The following is a 17,351-nucleotide window of genomic DNA, read 5'->3' on the forward strand; positions in this document are numbered from 1 at the left end:
AATTATATTTGTTTGTTCTGAGTTACTTCTTTATAGCTGCTGATATCCGGTTATCGCTTATCCTTCTATTTCATTAAATGCTGTTCCGCCTTCTAAGACTCTGGTATTGGTATATCCATAGTATTTCATGCGGTTCTGAAGCATATAGGCGCGTTTTCCTTTGCTGCAGACGAGCAACAGCTTGTCATCTGTATTTAATTCCGGTACAGGACCATTTACGGATGAAAGGTCTATATAGCGTGCGCCGTCAATCTGAGGGGTTATGGAAGCATCAATGAGCCGATATCCTTCTGCTTTGCCTTCCTGGTATTCAACCGGTGTGAAAGTTTCAAATTCTCCGCTCAGTTTATTTAGTAATATGTTGACAGTCGAAGAGAATGGATGGATAGCTGTGGAAAAAGGAGGCGCATAGGCAAGATCCATATTTTCAACATCCTCTAACGCTGCATGAAGGGAAATAGCGGCAGCTGCAATATCTACCATTTTATCAACTGCACCTTTTCCGGCAGCCTGTAATCCCAGCAGTTTATGCGTTTTTTTATCTGCAATCATTTTTACGATAAAAGCAGAGGCTCCGGGATAGTAGTGAGCTTTGTCGTCGACTACGGAAATAACACTGACGGCATCAAATCCGGCAGCAATGGCAGCAGCCTCACTCAATCCGGTTTTGCCTACATTTAATTCCGGTAGTTTGCAGACCCCTGTACCGAGAACGCCATTGTAGGAGAGATTTTTCCCACCTATATTTTTTGCTGCAATACGGCCTTCAATATTTGCGGAAGACCCCATTGGTGACCAGGCAGGTTCTTTTGTTATGGCATTTATGACGCAGGCACAGTCACCAATGGCATAAATATCCTGGTCATTGGTCTGTAAGTGCTCATTTACTTTTACGGTTCTGTTTGGCATTAGCTCGATACCTGTGTCAGCCAGAAATTCTGTGTTTGCACGGATACCGATAGAGAGAATAACGGCATCTGCTTTCATAGCACGCCTGGAAGTCTGAACCTTTTCCACTGTGTCTGTTCCGAGAATGGCTTCTAAACGTGTTCCGGTAAAGGACATTATGCCGTGATCAGCCAGGTGGTTTTCGATATATGCGGCAAATTCGGTATCGAATCCGGGTAAAATCTGATCCGCCATATCAATGACAGAAACGCGCACACCTTTAGATGCCAGATTTTCTGCAACCTCAAGGCCGATGAAACCTGCCCCTGCAATAACCGCACGTTTGATACCGGATGTTTCCAGCGTTTCCCTTAAAGAAATTGCATCTTCGGGTGTTCTCATATAGAAGACATTTTTTAAATGAATACCATCGATTGGAGGTATAACGGGACTTGCCCCGGAAGCGACAATTAATTTGTCATAAGAATAAACAGTAGATTCTTTGGTCTTCAGGTTTAAAGCGGTTACTGTTTTTTCGGACCGGTCGATATGGGTTACTTCGGTTTCGGTGGATACCATGACACCGGTCTGTTTAGCAAAACTCTCCGGTGTATTCACGATTAGTTCTTCCTTATCCTCAATGATGCTTCCCACATAATAAGGAAGACCGCATCCGGCATAGGAGATCTCAGCGCTTTTTGTCAGAATCTGTACCTCATATCCCTGGTTTTCACGTTTCAATTTAGCAGCAGCTTTGGTGCCGGCAGCGACGCCTCCAATGATTAATACTTTCATATGTACAAAACCTCTTTTCCTGTTATATGTATTACTATAACACTTGTTTATTAATAATAAAAATGATATTATCTTATTATAAACATAGGTAAAACCTATAGATAAATTTGGAAGAAGGAATGGATATGACAATCAGGCACCTGAGGATTTTTGTGATGGTAGCAGATTGCGGGACAATGAGTCTGGCAGCAGAAAAAATGTTCCTGTCCCAGCCTACGGTGAGTCAGGCGATACGGGAATTAGAGGAACATTATGGGGGACTGTTGTTTGAACGGTTGTCAAAACATCTTTACATAACGGATCTGGGAGAAAAGCTTTTGGGGCATGCAAGGGATGTACTTCGTCAGTTTGAATATCTGGAAGAGCAGATGCTGAGCAAAAAGCAGATGAAAATACTGCGTGTAGGAACCTCTATGACAGTAGGCACCTGCCTTTTACCGGACATGGTTCAGCGGTTTAAGCAGATGCAGGAGGACGTGGATATTTTCGCCTGTGTGAATAATACAAAAGTGATAGAACAAAAGCTCATGGATGCAGAACTGGATATAGCGGTGGTTGAAGGACAGGTTAAGAGTCCGGATCTGTTGATTAAACCGATGATTGAAGATGAACTGGTTTTGGTATGTGCAAAAGAACATCCTTTCGCTGGAATGAAAAGGCTCTATTTCTGTCAGCTGGAAGGTCAGAAGTTTGTGATGCGTGAAAAAGGAAGCGGAACAAGGGAGCTTTTTGAAAAAGACCTGGAAAAACACGGGGTTAGTGTAAATGTTGCCTGGGAAGTAGTGGGAACGGAGGCAATTAAGCATGCGATAATTAAGGATAATTGTCTGAGTGTGATCGCTTACAGACTTGTGGAAGAAGAAGTGCGTTCCGGTGAGATGTACATGTTCCGGGAAGATACAAACAGGTGGAAACGCAGTTTTGATTTGGTTTACCATAAGGATAAGTTTATCAATGTGGGGATAAATTCTTTTATTGAATGTCTGAAGTTTTTCGGGAGTAGAGAGGGGTTTGAAGGAATACAGATCGGAAAGCTGTCAGAGGGGTGAATACATAAAATGAGAAGAACAGGATTTCTTTTGTTTTTTTTTATATCTGTTATAGTATTGGGATCAGGAGAACTGCCGGTTCAGGCTGCAAAGCGTCCCGGAATTCAAAATGAAATGGTGAACGCGGAAGAATACACTGTTTCCGGTAGTGTAAAGAAATACAGAATGGTTTTATCACCATATATGGATCCGGTTATTACTTTGAATAATTCGGCTATGGAGCAGGTAAAGATTCCCGGAGAAATAGAGGTTTTGCTCTATGAGAAAAATGAAATGGATGGACAGGATTCTGCGCAGCCTGCTTTGCATGCAAGCTTACCGGTTGTGTGGTCCGAGGAAAGTTTTCAAAAAGGCCTGGCAGGGGGGCGGGATTTTATTCTGGAAGGTGACTTTGTATTAACGGATGGCCAGAAGGCAGGCATTGAGAACTGGGAAGAGGTAAAGCCCCAGCTTGCGATCCGCATGACTACAGCTGCAAATGCCAGACGTCTGAAAGTGAAATGGAATCAGAAGAATCTGATTATTAGTTATGATAAACCATGGGGTGCAGGACAGCTTTGGCTTGAGTATTCCAATGACCTGGTAAACTGGACCACCCGTAACGTTACGGATTCCATGAAGAATGATTATTATGATGTGGGAACATGCATGTTGTATGTGCCTCTGGATCAGGTCTATTATGTGCGGCTTAAAATTATGGATTTTGTCTATGAGGGATATACAGATATCTGGAAGGCGGAGTATGCTACGGGTATATGCAGCAAGTACCAGCCGTCAGAAAGTGTAAACCCACCGGATACCGATGAAACTACCGGTAATAATACCTCGAATGGAAGCGGTTCTGGTACGGAGACGGAAACAGATCCTAAGGAAACAGAACTGGCAGACGGAGGCAGCGGAGGTGACCGGGGCGGCGGGGGAACGAAAGAGCCGGACCGACGCCCCAATACCCCTTCGGGGGGCGGCAGTCTTTCTTCCGGATCAGGGAACAAGCAGAAACCGGATAAAGGAAATAACGGGTCTGGAGATAGCGGGCAAGAAGATAAAAATGAGAGCCAAGGCAAGGCGGATCAGGAAGTATGGAACGGGAGCGGAGGCAAAGCAAATCAGGAAGTAGGGAACGGGAGCGAAAGCAAAGCAGATCAGGAAGATTTGAATGGAAATAGCGGCAAAACGGTTCAGGGAGTTACTGCTGATCCGGCTGCGCAGCCATTTAGTGGCAGGCAGAAGGGAACCGGTGGCATAGAAACGGATCTTACGCAGGGAGCAGTAAGCACCCCGGAAGATGGAGAAACATTGGAGGAAAAAAGTGAAGATACAGGCATTCAGGGTGAGTCATCCACGGAACTATCCTCAGAAGCGAAAGAGAATGCTGTGGAATTTATAAAGAGCAATAATGAGGATTCTACTTTGGAGCAAACAGACGGAAAATCCCACCGGAAAGCAGGTGGAGCTGCGGCCTTTACCGAGCCCAAGCCGGTGAATGAAGCGGGAAAGTCCAATAAAAAAATAGTAGCAGCAGTTTTTTTCCTTTTGGCTGGGAGCGGTATGGCAATTAACCATAAAGTTACAAAACATTAAATTAGTGAGATAGAAAAGGAAATGATTCGTATATAAGATTAATAGAAATAATCCAGAGCATATCATAATGTACATCGAAATTGAGCAATTGTAAAACACCACGCTCTATCTTGCTCTGGGTGTTAAAAAGGAGAATAGATTAATATATGTATCGAATTCTAATCGTTGAAGATGACCGTGCGCTGCGCACTGTAAATAAAATCTATTTTGAACAGGCAGGATTCCAGGTCTGCGAGGCAGAAAATGTGGAACAGGCATACAGAATGATGGAGCAGTCAGAAGCAGACTGTGTTGTTCTGGATATATCCCTTCCGGATGGGAATGGATTTGAAGTCTGCAGTAAAATGAAAGAGAAGAGAGACATACCGATTATATTTGTATCCAATCATCTGGAGGAAGAGAATCGGATTAATGGATTTTTGGCTGGAGGGGATGATTACCTTACAAAGCCATACAGTCTTAAGGAGTTAGAGCTGCGCATTTATGCCAGGCTGAAGCCCTATGGTACACAGGAGGCCGCGGATCGCATTTTACATTTTCCGCCCATTGAAATCTATGTTTCTACAAGAACGGTTTTATGCGGGGATAAAAAAATCACTTTTACTGCCGCGGAATTTAATATCATCTATTTTTTGGCAAGGCATCCGGACAAGGTGTTTTCAGCCGCAGAGATCTATGATAATGTCTGGAACCAGCCAAACCTTGGCGACGCACATACCGTCCAGGTTCATCTTGCACAGGCACGCAAGAAAATGAACAGTCTGAGGGAGGGACACAATTACATTGAAACGATTTGGGGAAGAGGATATAAGTTCAATTCATAATTATAAAAAGATCATTTCCGGGTTGTTAATGGTTTGTGCCATTGGAATCCTTATATTGGCGGTGTTTGGCATTTTGGATAAGCTGGATAATAAATATTCCCATTTTTCTGCACAGCCGGTAAAAGGAGTACTGACCATTGATGGGGATACTTTTGCGAATGGAAGTTATCTGTGCCCGATTGATGATTGGGAATTTTATAATGAAACGCTTTATTATAGTGGTTCCGGGGAAAGGGTAAAACCCCGGTATATATTTATCGGACAATATTCCGACTATTCCATGCGTCAGAAAAATGAAAGTGCATTTGGGAGTGCTTCCTACCGTCTGAAGATTGTGAACCTGGGGGAACCGGTGATTTTAAGCATGGAGGTGCCGGAGCTTTTCAGCTCTTCCAGGATCTATATCAACGGAAAATCTGTGGCTGAGCTTGGTGACTTGGATAAGGATACTTACCGTGGTGTTGTTCAAAATCAGGTGGTGAGTTTTGAAGCCGGAAAAGAAACGGACCTGGTGTTGGAAATCACCAATTACGAACATTATTACAGCGGCATGTTTTATCCGGTGATTCTTGGAACTACAGGAACCGTAACGGGGATTGTGTTTGCACGCCTGATTGTTTATGGAATTCTGTGTATTGCAGCATTAACTATGGCACTGTTTTCTCTGGTAGTCTGGAGAAATGGAAACAAGAAAATATATGTCCTCTATGGTGTATTATGTCTGGCTTATGGGATACATGTAAGTTATCCTTTTGTACGCTGGATCGGGGTTTTGAATGTGAATTTCCTGTATGCGCTGGAAGACAGCAGTGAGTATATCATGATCGCCTGTGCGGCAGCGATAAGTGCTTTGGTTGCAGGGGAGGACAAAAAACTTTATTTTAAGAAGGGTATGCTGCCCTTATGTATTGGAATGTGTCTTTTTTCTTTTTTTGTTCCATTATTAATATTAACAAAAGCGCCCAGTCTGAATGGAATTTACGGCAGTGTAATAGACGGATATCAGATTTTTATCAGCTGCTATATGCTGTTGATGGCATTTAAAGGGATTCTCATGGGAAAACGTGGATTCTACCTGATGCTTGCCGGCAATGTGATATATGGAATCGGAATCCTCTGGGATGTATTTACCAGTAATCTGTTCGAACCGGTCCGGGGAGCCTGGCCAAAGGAATACGCGGGTTTCTGCCTGATCATTGTGTTTTCGGTTATGCTGCAGTTTTATATCCGTGAGATCCAGGAAGAGAATGAGAGGCTGACCAGGCATCTGGAGCAGGAGGTCAATGTGCGTACCCGGGAATTGACCGGGCTTCTTCATGAAAGAAAGAAACTGCTCTCTGAGGTTGCTCACGACCTGAAGGCACCGGTATCTTCCATTCAGACTTTTATCGAATTTATGAAAATCAGTAATGTACGAATTGACGACGAGACGAGAGCCTATCTGACAGCCATTGAACAAAAGTCGGAAGAGGTACAAAGCAGAGTTGCAAATCTGCAGGAGCTTTCTGTGGACGACAGAATTATATTTAAGAAAAAAAGGCAGCTTCTCAACGATTTTTTACAGCAACTCTATGAAAATCATCTTCCGGATGCACAGGCATATGGCATTTATTTTAATATCAGCCTTCCGGAACAGAAGATCTATATGGAACTGGATGAGAATTTATTGGCCAGGGCGTTTGGAAATATTATTTATAATGCGTTTGATTTCACCCCCTTTGAAGGTAAGATTCATATCCGGATGGATATAAAAAAAGAAATACGGATTACAATCAGTGACACTGGAAAAGGTGTTGCACCGGAGGATCTGCCACATATTTTCGAAGCAAATTATTCGAAGAGAGCTTCCGGGGAACCAAAAGGAAAGGGACTGGGACTTCATATCGCAAAGACAATTATTGATGGACATGGCGGTTGGATAGAAGCAGAATCCCATCTGGGAAATGGAACAACATTTACAATTTATTTTAATGTCAGACAAAGGGGTAAAAGTCATGAGTAATCATGGCTTTTTTTCTTTCCTTATAGATTTCTTATAATTGGGCTGTATGATACTGGTATCAATTAAAAGAGAGGAAACAGTATTGCAGGATTGCCTGTAATGAATAATAGGTGAGAAAATGAATGTTATTTTAGGAACAAGTAATTTATGTAAAAATTTCGGGGAACAGAAAGCGGTTAGCAATGTATGTTTAAAGATACCGGAAAATTCCGTATATGGGCTGTTGGGCGCCAATGGGGCAGGAAAGTCTACCATATTAAAAATGCTGACCGGTATGCTGCGGCCTACTTCAGGAGAGATCTATTTTGAAGGACATCAGTGGCAGAGGAAGGATCTTGCCAGGATTGGGGCGCTTATTGAATCGGCACCTCTATATGAAAATCTGACGGCAAGAGAAAATCTGCTGGTCAGGACAACCGCTCTTCAGATTCCGGAAAAAAGAATTGAGGAAGTATTGCAGACGGTAGAATTAACGGGTACGGGTAAGAAAAAGGCAGGACAGTTTTCTATGGGGATGAAGCAGCGTCTGGGGATTGCCATTGCACTCTTAAATCATCCGAAGCTACTAATACTGGATGAACCTACTAACGGACTGGATCCTTTTGGAATCCAGGAATTAAGGGAACTGATCTGCTCGTTCGCGGGAAAGGGAATTACCGTTATCATTTCCAGTCATATACTCAGCGAAGTGAATCAGATGGCAGATTATGTGGGAATTATTTCAGGTGGAATTCTGGGATACCAGGGTAAATTCAATAAAGAAGATGACCTGGAAGCTTTATTTATGGAAGTGGCGGGAACATACCGCAGAGAGGGGGAAATCTAATGTACAATTGTATCATTTCAGAAAGAATAAAAATAAGACATACGTTTTTGAAAGTATTGTTTTTTGCGGCACCGCTAGTCACTTCCTTTATTTCCCTGTTCCTCGCCTCTAATTATGCACAGATTGATAATTTTAACTGGTGGTATGGAATGATTATGCCCGGTATGCTGACGATTGCCTGTACGCTAAGTGCCGGAATTGACAAGAAATTAAAAGACCAGGCAGTATTGGTTATGCCGGTTAAAATGAAACATATATGGTATGCGAAGACGGCTGTTATGGCAGAACGGTTTGCCATTTCCTGCCTGCTGATTCTAATTGTTTCATTTGTGGAGGGAATATTATTTAAAGATACCGGATACCCCCTTGTTTCCAATTTATCTATGCTGGCTGGAACGGCACTGATGATCATAACTTCTCTGTGGCAGATTCCACTGTGTATGTTTCTGGGGTATAAGATTGGTATATTCCCAACCTTTATTATAAATCTGGCGGCATATATTGTATTTAGTGCAACGGTTTCCTTAAGTAATTGGTGGATGGCAGTACCTTATACTTATACGGCAAGGCTGATGATACCTGCTATTGGAATTCTGCCCAACGGACTTATGGCTGAACCGGGAAGTTATACCTTTACACCGGAACTCCTTTCAAAGGGTGTTTTTTTGCCGGGAATTATATTATCTTTACTGCTGTTTGCCGTAATTACTTATCTTACAGGCAGATGGTATAAAAACAGGGAGGCGCAGAATTAATGAGAAGCTTATGGTATTTGTTAAAGGCAGATTTTATGAAGATGAGACATACGGCATTTTTTCCGGTGCATATTCTGGTACCATTGCTTGGGAATGTTCTCTTTCTGGTATATTTTGTGATTTCTCCCTGGGAGCCGGCAGGTAAAGTACAGGCATATTTAGAAGTAGTGGCAATTGCGTTTCCACTGATTGGAGCAGTAGTAACCGCTATGGCGGCAGAGCAGGAGGCAATGGCAGGGGGATTTAAAGAAATGCTGTCACAACAGTATCCAAGATGGAAAGTCTGGATCAGTAAATTTATTATGCTGTTTTTATCCGGTATGGCAGTAGCTGTTTTTACAATTGGAACCTTCTGGCTGGGATTTCGTTCTCTGCCGGGAACAGGTCAGGTTGATTTTTCTCTATTTGCATGGGCGGCGGTAATCATAATTTGCTGTCAGGTAATTATGTATACGATTCATCTTATGGTTGGGATACGTTTTGGGAGAGGCGCACTTATGGGGCTTGCAGTGGTAGAATGCCTTGTGACAGCGCTGATGCTTACCGGGCTTGGTGATGGAATATGGGGCTTTTTACCTTGTTCCTGGGGGGCTAGACTGTGTGATTATTTTTTGTTATACTACCCACAGGGGCAGATGGAAATGTTTCTGGACGCTGGAAAACCGGCAGGGATGTTCATTGCCACTATGGTTGTATTTCTGATATCACTGGTGTTTATTTCCCGTTTTGAAGGCAGAAAGAGTACATCTTAGAGGAGCAGGTATGGCAGAAATTTTAGCAGTGGATGACGAAAAAGGAATCCTTATGATTATTAAAAGTGCGCTGGAAAAATCCGGTCACCATGTCACGGCATATGACCGTGCGGATGAAGTATTGAAAATAAAAAAATATAATTTTGATTTGATATTACTGGATGTAATGATGCCGGGAACAGATGGTTTTACCCTGTGCCGGGAAATACGGGACAAAGTGGACTGTCCAATCTTGTTTCTGACGGCTAAGACCATGGAGTCCGACCTCATGACCGGGCTTAGCATCGGAGGCGATGATTACATTACGAAACCTTTTGGCATTGGAGAACTGAGGGCTAGGGTGGAAGCACATATTAGAAGGGATCACAGGCAGAAGAAAAATGCCTTTCATCTGTCGGGGCTGACATTCCAGCTGAAGGCAAAAGAAGTCTGGTTTCAGGAAAACCAGATTCTTTTCACGAAAAGTGAATATGAGATTTGTGAATACCTTGCGTTGAACCACGGACAGGTTTTTTCCAAAGAGCGGATATACGAAGCGGTCTTCGGTTACGATAAAGAGAGTGACATTGCGGTAATTGTGGAGCATATTAAGAATATCAGAGGCAAGCTGTCTAAATATGGCTGCTGTCCGATTGAAACGGTATGGGGTATGGGATATAAATGGAGAGATTAAAAAAGAAGACGACAATAACAAATATATTTACAAGATATGTGGTCTTTCTCGGGTTTGGAATACTGGCGGCGGCAGGAGTGGTGATACTGATTCTGCAGGCATTGGCATACAGCACAAGTGTGCTTCCGGCAAACTATTATGAACGCCAGATAGAGGCGTACAGGGATCAGATTGCAGAGAGTACAGATGTATCCGCTTTTATTCCCAGGGGATGCCTCTATGGCATATATGATGAAGATGGCATTTTCAGAAAGGGAAGTATAGAGGAAGACTTAAAGGATGAGGCTTATGACAACGCTGTAAAGGGAGCGAATACCATTCGGGATTATTTTATTAAAACGGTACCTGTCACTGGAGGAACCTGCGTTATCTTATATAAGATAGCCATGAGCTTTACCAATCCGGTGCTTCAAAAATATCTTCCAAACCCGCTGGTGTGTCTTGCAATTATATTTATACTGTTGACTTTGGGGATCATTATCTGGCTCTCCAGGCGGTTTGGAAAATTATTGTCCCGTGAGATTGCCGTACTGGAGCGGACCACGGAACAAATAAGGATGGAAGAACTTAATTTTGAGATGGAGAGTTCTGATATTAAAGAAATCAGCAATGTTCTGGATTCTTTTGCAAAACTGCGGAAAAATCTGAAAGATTCTTTGGAACAGCAGTGGAAACTGGAAGAGAGCAGAAGAGATCAGGTGGCGGCATTAAGCCATGACTTAAAAACACCGCTCACTGTTTTGCGGGGAAATGCAGAGCTTTTATCCGAGACATACCTGGATGAGGAACAGCAGATGTATAGTGGTAATATACTGCATAGTGCAGCAGAGATGCAGGGTTATATCCGTATGCTGCTGGATATTAACAGTGCCCGCAGGGAGTTTGAAATTTTTCGAAAAGAGACCAATCCGCAGGTTTTGATGGAAGAAGTGGTATCTCAGGCAAAAATACTGGTTTTGGAGAAATCCATAGGGATAGAAGTGGACCTGAGGAATCTGCCGGAGCAAATGGCTTTGGATGAGTCTGCTTTTTGCAGGGCAGTCATGAATGCATTTGACAATGCAGTGGAATACACACCGGATGGGGGAAAAATAAAGATCAGTGGATTTGAAGAAGACAATCATCTGGCAGTCTGCATTGAGGATTCAGGCAGAGGATTTACAGAGGAGGAGATCAAACGGGCTTTTGAACAATTTTACCAGGGTGATAAGAGCAGAAATTCAAAACTTCATTATGGGATGGGACTGTTTATTGCAAAAAGTGTTACCGAGGCACACGGGGGCCGGATTGAACTGGGTAATTCCAGGGGACTTGGGGGTGCAAGGGTGTTAATGGTGTTCTGATGAACGTAATTGCTGCATCCAGTTTTTTTGACATTTGCCGGTTTGGGAAGTATAATAACTACACAGGAAAAAGGAGGGCATTGGATGCGTATATTACACACCGCCGACTGGCATCTGGGTAAAAATCTGGAGGGCAGAAGCCGGCTGGATGAACAGGAACTGTTCCTGGAAGATTTTGTGAAAATAGTAGAAGAAAATAACCCGGATATTGTGTTGATTGCGGGTGATATCTATGATTCCGCCAACCCGTCCGCCCGCGCTGAGAAGCTTTTTTACGATACCTTGAAAAGGATATCAGGTCAGGGTAAAAGGATAACGGTGGTCATTGCAGGAAACCATGATAATCCACAGCGGCTTGTAGCAGCGACGCCTCTGGCTATGGATCATGGTATTATTATGGTGGGTACGCCAAAAACGGTGATTTCTCCGGGGCGGTATGGACAACATCAGGTGACGGAATCCAATGAGGGATATGTAGAGATCGATCTGGGGGCGGAAAGGGCGGTAATACTGACGATTCCGTTTCCAAGTGAAAAGAGATTAAATGAAGTGCTCTATGGAGATATGGATACGGATGAGCAGCGGCTGCTTACCTATGGGGATCGGATGAAGCAGCTTTTTACCTCTCTGGAAGGACATTTTCGGGAAGATACGGTAAATCTTATCGTATCTCATTTGTTTGTCATGAACAGTGTGGAAGGCGGGTCAGAGCGAAGCATTCAATTGGGCGGCAGTTATATCGTAGGCGGGGATATTTTCCCTGAAAAGGCCCAGTACATTGCGCTGGGACATATTCACAAACCGCAGGTAGTGCCGGGAAACCACATTGCACGTTACAGCGGGGCACCCCTCCAATATCACAGAGGGGAAGAGATCTATCAGAAGCAGGTGCTTTTGGTGGATGTAAGTGCCCATGGAGAAGCAAAGATCACGTCGATTCCTCTGAAACAGTATAAGCCCATTGAAGTATGGCGCTGCAAAAGTGTAACGGATGCGATTTCCCTGTGCCAGGATAATGCAGAGAAAGTCTGCTGGGTTTATCTGGAGATTGAAACGGGACGGGCGATTCTGGAAGATGAGATCAAACAGATGAAACAGTTAAAGGAAGATATCCTGGAGATACATCCCATTTTTCCGGAGACCCAAAGAGAAGAGGGTGAATACCGGTATCGGGAGAGGCCGTTTCATGAGCTGTTCCAGGAATTTTATCTCCATGAACGGGGTGTTCCGGCTCCGGAGGAAACCATGGAGGTATTGCTGGGGTTATTGGGAAAGGATGTGGAACATGAGACCGATCAGACTTAAGATACGGGGACTGAACAGCTTTGTTGAAGAACAGACAATTGATTTTACGGAGCTTGCCAAGCGTGGCTTCTTTGGAATCTTCGGTCCCACGGGAAGCGGAAAATCTACCATACTGGACGGGATGATTATGGCATTGTACGGAATAAAAGCCATGTCCCGTGGAACAAATGAATTTATTAACAAGAACTGCCAGAGCGCTTCTGTCAGCTATGAATTTCAGGTTACCGGTGTCAGGGCAAAGCGCTACCGGGTAGAACGGGAATTTAAGCTGACTACCCAGGGAACGAAAGCCGGGAAATGTAAACTGGTGGATGTTACAGAGGAAGAATTAATATTAGAGGATACCGTGAAAGGAGTGGATCGTGCCTGTGCGGATATTATCGGACTAACTGCTGATGATTTTATGCGGACAGTTGTACTTCCACAGGGGAAATTCAGTGAATTCCTAAAAGTCAGCGGGAAGGACAGAAGAGAAATTCTGGAGCGCCTGTTCCGTCTGGAAGAATACGGTAAAGGGTTGGAGGAAAAGCTGAACAGTGCCTTAAATGAGGAGAGGGCAAAACGGTCGAATATCCAGGGTCAGATGGAGGCCTATGTTCTTGCCAGTGAAGAACTGCTGGAGCAGCGCAGCAGGCAGCTGGAAGAGGGAAAGCAGCTTCTGGCTAAGACAGAACAGGAGTTTCGGATTACGGGGGAAACGTACCAGGAATTTCTGACAGTCCGTTTTTTAATGAAAGAGCGGGAGGTGCATGAACAAAGGCTTGGTGAACTGACAAAACAGTCAGAAAAAATAGCCCTGCGGGAAGAAAAACGGAAAGCTGCAGACCGAGCCGGGGGTATAGCGCCCATGCTGGTATCTTATGAGGAACTGGCAAGACAGGAAAGAATGCTGCAGGATCAGATCCGGGAGTGGGAGCTCCGGCTGGAAGAGACGAATGCAAGGAAAAAGAAGAAAGAATTATCATTTCAGAATATTGCAAGGCAGAGGGAAGAGCAGGAAAGCGGCATCCGCTTAAAGCTGCAGAGTGCCAAAGAGGCATGGGAGCAGTGGAAAGAACTTCCGGGCATGCAGCAGCAGCAGCAGGAGCTTCAAAAGAAGTTGTCTATGCAGCAGGAACAGTTGAAAGATCTTGAAAAGAAACAGGAACATCTGATTCAGGAGGAAATAACAGAAAGCCAGAATATTCATAAACTGGAAACGAGCCTTCTGGAGTTAAAAGTAACGGCAGATTACCGGGATCAGATTGAATATGGTATTCATCAGAGTGAATCCGTAAATAAATCTAAAAAGGATCTGAACAGCCAGGAAAATAAGCGGACAGCCGGCATCAAAAAACTTCAGAAAGAAGAAGTTACTGCAAATGAATTCTCCGAAAAATTAGAGAAAAAATTCAGGGAAAGACAGCAGATTACGGAACAGTTAACAAAATTAAAGCAAGGTATCAGAGACAGGCAGATAGCACTCCTTCGCAAAGAACTGAAGGAAGGAGAGCCCTGTCCTGTATGCGGTGGGAGACACCATGAGTGGGGAAAAGACACTGAACAGACAGATGGCTTTCAGCCGGGTGAAGAAAACCAGGTAGAAAATCTGGAGGAAATGCTGGAAACATGCAATGCTGAAATCCAAATGCTGGAGCGGAAAAAGGACAGCCAGGCAGGTATTATAAATCTTCTGTCCCGCCAGCAGGAGGAACTGCAGGCAGAGATTAAAATAGCCGGGACTGACTGGGAAAATCAGAATGCCTTATTACTGGATTTGCAGTCACAAACGGGGATACTGGATTTTAAAGAGGAAAAGAAAAGGATTCAGAGCCTTGACAAAGACAGGGAAGAAAGAGAAGAACAGCTGCAAAGGGCAAGGCAGTCACTGAGTGAAAACCGGGATTTACAGAAGAATATCCTGGCAAATATCAGTACAGGTAAAGAAGCTGCAAATAAAATACAGCTGGAGCTGATACCTCTTGAGAGCAGTATTCGGGAGAAGAAAAGGCAGGTTGCAGAAAAAATCGGAAATGAAATGAATCCGGAAGCCTGTGTAACATTACTGGAAAAAGAACTTTCTTCACTGCTGGAGAAATACGAGAGATACAGACTGGAATTTCAACAGGCAACGGAGGAAAGCCAGTCGATAAAGCAGCAGTCAGATCAATTGCTTGGGCAGCTTGAAGGTAATAAGAATGCCCGTGTGAAATCGGAGGAGAGCTTAAAGCAAGAGATGGCCCGTCTGAACTTTGCAGATATGGAAGAAGTGAAAAATGCTGTTTTAGACAAAAAGCAATATCAGGAGTTTGAAAAGTCTATTGATAATCATTATAATGAATTAAGAGAGTGTTCTTTGAAGATAAAGGAAACCGGTGAAAAGCTGGGTGGAAGAGCTGTATCGGAAGCAGAAATAAAAGAATTAAATGTGAAGTGCCAGGGGCTTGAAGCTGCGCTGAACAAACAAAAGGAGCAGCTGGGTGAATGGAAACAGCAGGTGAAAAGTATTAAGGGCAATCTGGAGAAAAAGAAGAAGCTCAGGGAAGAACTGGATGCCGTGGAGCATCAGATCAGTATTCTGGAGGATTTAAAAGGGGTCAGCCGGGGAAAACGGTTTGTAGAATATATGGCGGCAGAGCGCCTGAAGTATATTTCCAGAAGTGCATCCAGACGGCTGTCAGAGATTACAAACGGTAATTATGAGCTGGAAACGAATCTGGAAGGAGAATTTGTGATTCGGGACAATAAAAACGGTGGGGTGTTAAGAGCTCCGGCAACCCTTTCCGGCGGAGAGACATTTGTGACTTCTTTAGCGCTTGCCTTATCCCTGTCCGAAGAAATCCAGCTTAAGGGAACAGCGCCGCTGGAACTGTTTTTCCTGGATGAAGGATTTGGTTCCCTGGACGAGAATCTTCTGGATGTAGTTATGACATCCCTGGAGCGGATTCACAATGAACATCTGAAAGTAGGAATCATCTCTCATGTGGAATCAGTAAAGGCAAGGGTTCCGGTACGGCTGATTGTCAGTCCGGCACAAAGCGGTATCAGCGGAACTAAAGTGGAGATAGAGCATGTGTAAAGGTAGAAGGAGCATAGTATGAAGGCATATTTAAGAAGACACTGGCTTATCATTACTATCATAGCCATTATTTTATATCTCGTAATCGGAATGCTGGCACCTTTTCTGGAAATGAAAAAAGTCAGTGCAGACTATAAGGCGGGATCCAGTGCAGATAAATATTATTCCGATACCCTGTCGGTAGACCGGGCATATATTGTGGAAGACAGTATGGATGCTCTGGATGAGCGGATCAGGATGATTGAGCAGGCAAAGGAGCGGATTATTTTATCCACCTTTGATATGCGTCCGGGATACAGCACAAGAGATATACTGGCGATGATCTTAAATGCGGCAGACCGTGGGGTGAAAGTTCAGATTCTGGTAGATGGAATCAGCGGCTTAATCCGAATGGAGGGAAAAGAGCTTTTTTATGCGGTTTCCAGTCATCCCAACATTGAGGTGCGCATTTATAATATGCCAAACCCGGTAAAGCCCTGGACATTTCATGGAAGAATGCATGATAAATATTTGATTGTTGACGATCAGTATTACCTTTTAGGCGGCAGAAATACATTTGACTATTTCCTTGGAAACTATATCGAAGATGACAAGAGCCTGGACCGGGAAGTTTTTATTTATAATACAGCGGCAGGGACGGACCGGACTAAGGAAAGTTCCCTGTTTGAACTGGAGTCCTATTTTAATGAAATGTGGGATTACAAGTACTGCAGAGTCTTCCATTCCGACAGCAGGCTTCAGGAAAAAGACGGTGTAAAGGCCGAGGTGGAGTCCTTAAAACAGCATTACCGGGAAATAAAAAAAGAAAAACCGGAGTTATTTGTTAAAGATGATTATTTTGATAAGGTGACGGTTCCCACTAATAAGGCAACACTGGTTTCCAACCCCAAAGATATCTATGGAAAAGAACCCACTGCATGGTATGAAATGCAGCAATTGATGGCACATGCAAAAGAGCGGGTGGTATTACATACCCCATACGCTGTCTTAAGTAACGATATGTACCAGGGTATGAAAGAAATCAGTGAAACCGGCGTTGATTTCACCATGCTGATCAATTCGGTGGAAAACGGTGATAATATTGTTGCTTCATCGGATTATCTGAAAAATAAAGGAAAGATCATTGATACCGGAGTGCAGATCTATGAATATGACGGGGGTGTGTCTTATCATGGGAAATCCATCTTAATTGATGATGATATCTCGATTGTAGGATCTTATAATCTGGATCTTCGAAGCACTTATGTGGATACGGAATTGATGCTGGTTGTAGACAGCAAAGAGCTAAACAAACAATTAGAGGGTTATATGGACAAACTGCAGCAGGATGCCAGAAAAGTCATAGATGAAGATACTTATGAGACACCGGCACATGTAAAAGTGGCGGAGGTTCCTTTTATTAAGAAAGTGATCTGGAAGGTGCTGGGAGTAGTTCTGGGACCCTTCCGCGTGATGATCTGATGCAGGAAAAATAAGGGGCTGAGTCATAGATGGTTACCC

General features: G+C 43.7%; 13 protein-coding genes. 12 read left to right on the plus strand and 1 reads right to left on the minus strand.

Annotated elements, in window-relative coordinates:
- Positions 1-57 precede the first annotated feature (57 nt).
- Positions 58-1,683: an FAD-dependent oxidoreductase gene (locus RHS_RS09750; RefSeq protein ID WP_047833067.1), complete on the minus strand. Its 1,626-nt coding sequence runs from the start codon at positions 1,681-1,683 to the stop codon at positions 58-60.
- 125 nt (positions 1,684-1,808) lie between these two features.
- Between RHS_RS09750 and RHS_RS09755 the strand changes: the two genes are divergently transcribed.
- The 12 genes from RHS_RS09755 (at position 1,809) to RHS_RS09810 (ending at position 17,312) form a co-directional block, all read left to right on the plus strand.
- The gene (locus tag RHS_RS09755) at positions 1,809-2,732 is read left to right on the plus strand and encodes a LysR family transcriptional regulator (protein WP_044296508.1); all 924 of its coding nucleotides are present in this window, start codon (positions 1,809-1,811) and stop codon (positions 2,730-2,732) included.
- A gap of 9 nt (positions 2,733-2,741) precedes the next feature.
- The gene (locus tag RHS_RS09760; protein WP_047833068.1) at positions 2,742-4,313 is read left to right on the plus strand and encodes a hypothetical protein; all 1,572 of its coding nucleotides are present in this window, start codon (positions 2,742-2,744) and stop codon (positions 4,311-4,313) included.
- A 146-nt stretch (positions 4,314-4,459) separates the two neighbouring features.
- Positions 4,460-5,137 carry a response regulator transcription factor gene (locus RHS_RS09765; RefSeq protein WP_047833069.1) on the plus strand — a complete coding sequence of 226 codons (678 nt, stop codon included), beginning with the start codon at positions 4,460-4,462 and terminating at the stop codon, positions 5,135-5,137.
- Positions 5,097-7,139: an ATP-binding protein gene (locus RHS_RS09770; RefSeq protein WP_395021946.1), complete on the plus strand. Its 2,043-nt coding sequence runs from the start codon at positions 5,097-5,099 to the stop codon at positions 7,137-7,139. Before RHS_RS09765 ends, RHS_RS09770 begins: the two co-directional genes overlap by 41 nt.
- A 118-nt stretch (positions 7,140-7,257) precedes the next feature.
- Positions 7,258-7,965 (plus strand): lantibiotic protection ABC transporter ATP-binding protein, encoded by a 708-nt coding sequence (locus RHS_RS09775; RefSeq protein ID WP_047833070.1) that lies wholly within the window; start codon positions 7,258-7,260, stop codon positions 7,963-7,965.
- The gene (locus RHS_RS09780; RefSeq protein ID WP_027296671.1) at positions 7,965-8,720 is read left to right on the plus strand and encodes a lantibiotic immunity ABC transporter MutE/EpiE family permease subunit; all 756 of its coding nucleotides are present in this window, start codon (positions 7,965-7,967) and stop codon (positions 8,718-8,720) included. The genes RHS_RS09775 and RHS_RS09780 overlap by 1 nt, the downstream gene beginning before the upstream one ends.
- A complete protein-coding gene (locus RHS_RS09785; RefSeq protein ID WP_047833071.1) occupies positions 8,720-9,472 on the plus strand; it encodes a lantibiotic immunity ABC transporter MutG family permease subunit in 753 nt (250 codons plus the stop codon). The genes RHS_RS09780 and RHS_RS09785 overlap by 1 nt, the downstream gene beginning before the upstream one ends.
- Positions 9,473-9,482: 10 nt before the next feature.
- The gene (locus RHS_RS09790; protein ID WP_027296673.1) at positions 9,483-10,145 is read left to right on the plus strand and encodes a response regulator transcription factor; all 663 of its coding nucleotides are present in this window, start codon (positions 9,483-9,485) and stop codon (positions 10,143-10,145) included.
- Entirely contained in the window at positions 10,133-11,488 is a 1,356-nt protein-coding gene (locus tag RHS_RS09795; protein WP_047833072.1) for a HAMP domain-containing sensor histidine kinase, read from the plus strand. Before RHS_RS09790 ends, RHS_RS09795 begins: the two co-directional genes overlap by 13 nt.
- Before the next feature lie 84 nt (positions 11,489-11,572).
- Positions 11,573-12,793, plus strand: a complete 1,221-nt coding sequence (locus tag RHS_RS09800) for an exonuclease SbcCD subunit D C-terminal domain-containing protein (RefSeq protein ID WP_047833073.1) — start codon at positions 11,573-11,575, stop codon at positions 12,791-12,793.
- Positions 12,774-15,851, plus strand: a complete 3,078-nt coding sequence (locus RHS_RS09805; RefSeq protein ID WP_047833074.1) for an AAA family ATPase — start codon at positions 12,774-12,776, stop codon at positions 15,849-15,851. The genes RHS_RS09800 and RHS_RS09805 overlap by 20 nt, the downstream gene beginning before the upstream one ends.
- Positions 15,852-15,869: 18 nt before the next feature.
- Entirely contained in the window at positions 15,870-17,312 is a 1,443-nt protein-coding gene (locus RHS_RS09810) for a phospholipase D family protein (RefSeq protein ID WP_047833075.1), read from the plus strand.
- Positions 17,313-17,351 lie beyond the last annotated feature (39 nt).

The organism is Robinsoniella sp. RHS (assembly GCF_001029355.1).
In the GTDB taxonomy this organism is placed as follows: Bacteria; Bacillota; Clostridia; order Lachnospirales; family Lachnospiraceae; genus Robinsoniella; species Robinsoniella peoriensis.

Bases quoted from the DNA above. Each gene is read 5' to 3' on its own strand.
- RHS_RS09765 (WP_047833069.1), top strand. From the start codon at position 4,460: ATGTATCGAATTCTAATCGTTGAAGATGACCGTGCGCTGCGCACTGTA.
- RHS_RS09810 (WP_047833075.1), top strand. From the start codon at position 15,870: ATGAAGGCATATTTAAGAAGACACTGGCTTATCATTACTATCATAGCC.
- RHS_RS09760 (WP_047833068.1), top strand. From the start codon at position 2,742: ATGAGAAGAACAGGATTTCTTTTGTTTTTTTTTATATCTGTTATAGTA.
- RHS_RS09805 (WP_047833074.1), top strand. From the start codon at position 12,774: ATGAGACCGATCAGACTTAAGATACGGGGACTGAACAGCTTTGTTGAA.
- RHS_RS09755 (WP_044296508.1), top strand. From the start codon at position 1,809: ATGACAATCAGGCACCTGAGGATTTTTGTGATGGTAGCAGATTGCGGG.
- RHS_RS09785 (WP_047833071.1), top strand. From the start codon at position 8,720: ATGAGAAGCTTATGGTATTTGTTAAAGGCAGATTTTATGAAGATGAGA.
- RHS_RS09800 (WP_047833073.1), top strand. From the start codon at position 11,573: ATGCGTATATTACACACCGCCGACTGGCATCTGGGTAAAAATCTGGAG.
- RHS_RS09790 (WP_027296673.1), top strand. From the start codon at position 9,483: ATGGCAGAAATTTTAGCAGTGGATGACGAAAAAGGAATCCTTATGATT.
- RHS_RS09780 (WP_027296671.1), top strand. From the start codon at position 7,965: ATGTACAATTGTATCATTTCAGAAAGAATAAAAATAAGACATACGTTT.
- RHS_RS09750 (WP_047833067.1), bottom strand. From the start codon at position 1,683: ATGAAAGTATTAATCATTGGAGGCGTCGCTGCCGGCACCAAAGCTGCT.
- RHS_RS09795 (WP_047833072.1), top strand. From the start codon at position 10,133: ATGGAGAGATTAAAAAAGAAGACGACAATAACAAATATATTTACAAGA.
- RHS_RS09775 (WP_047833070.1), top strand. From the start codon at position 7,258: ATGAATGTTATTTTAGGAACAAGTAATTTATGTAAAAATTTCGGGGAA.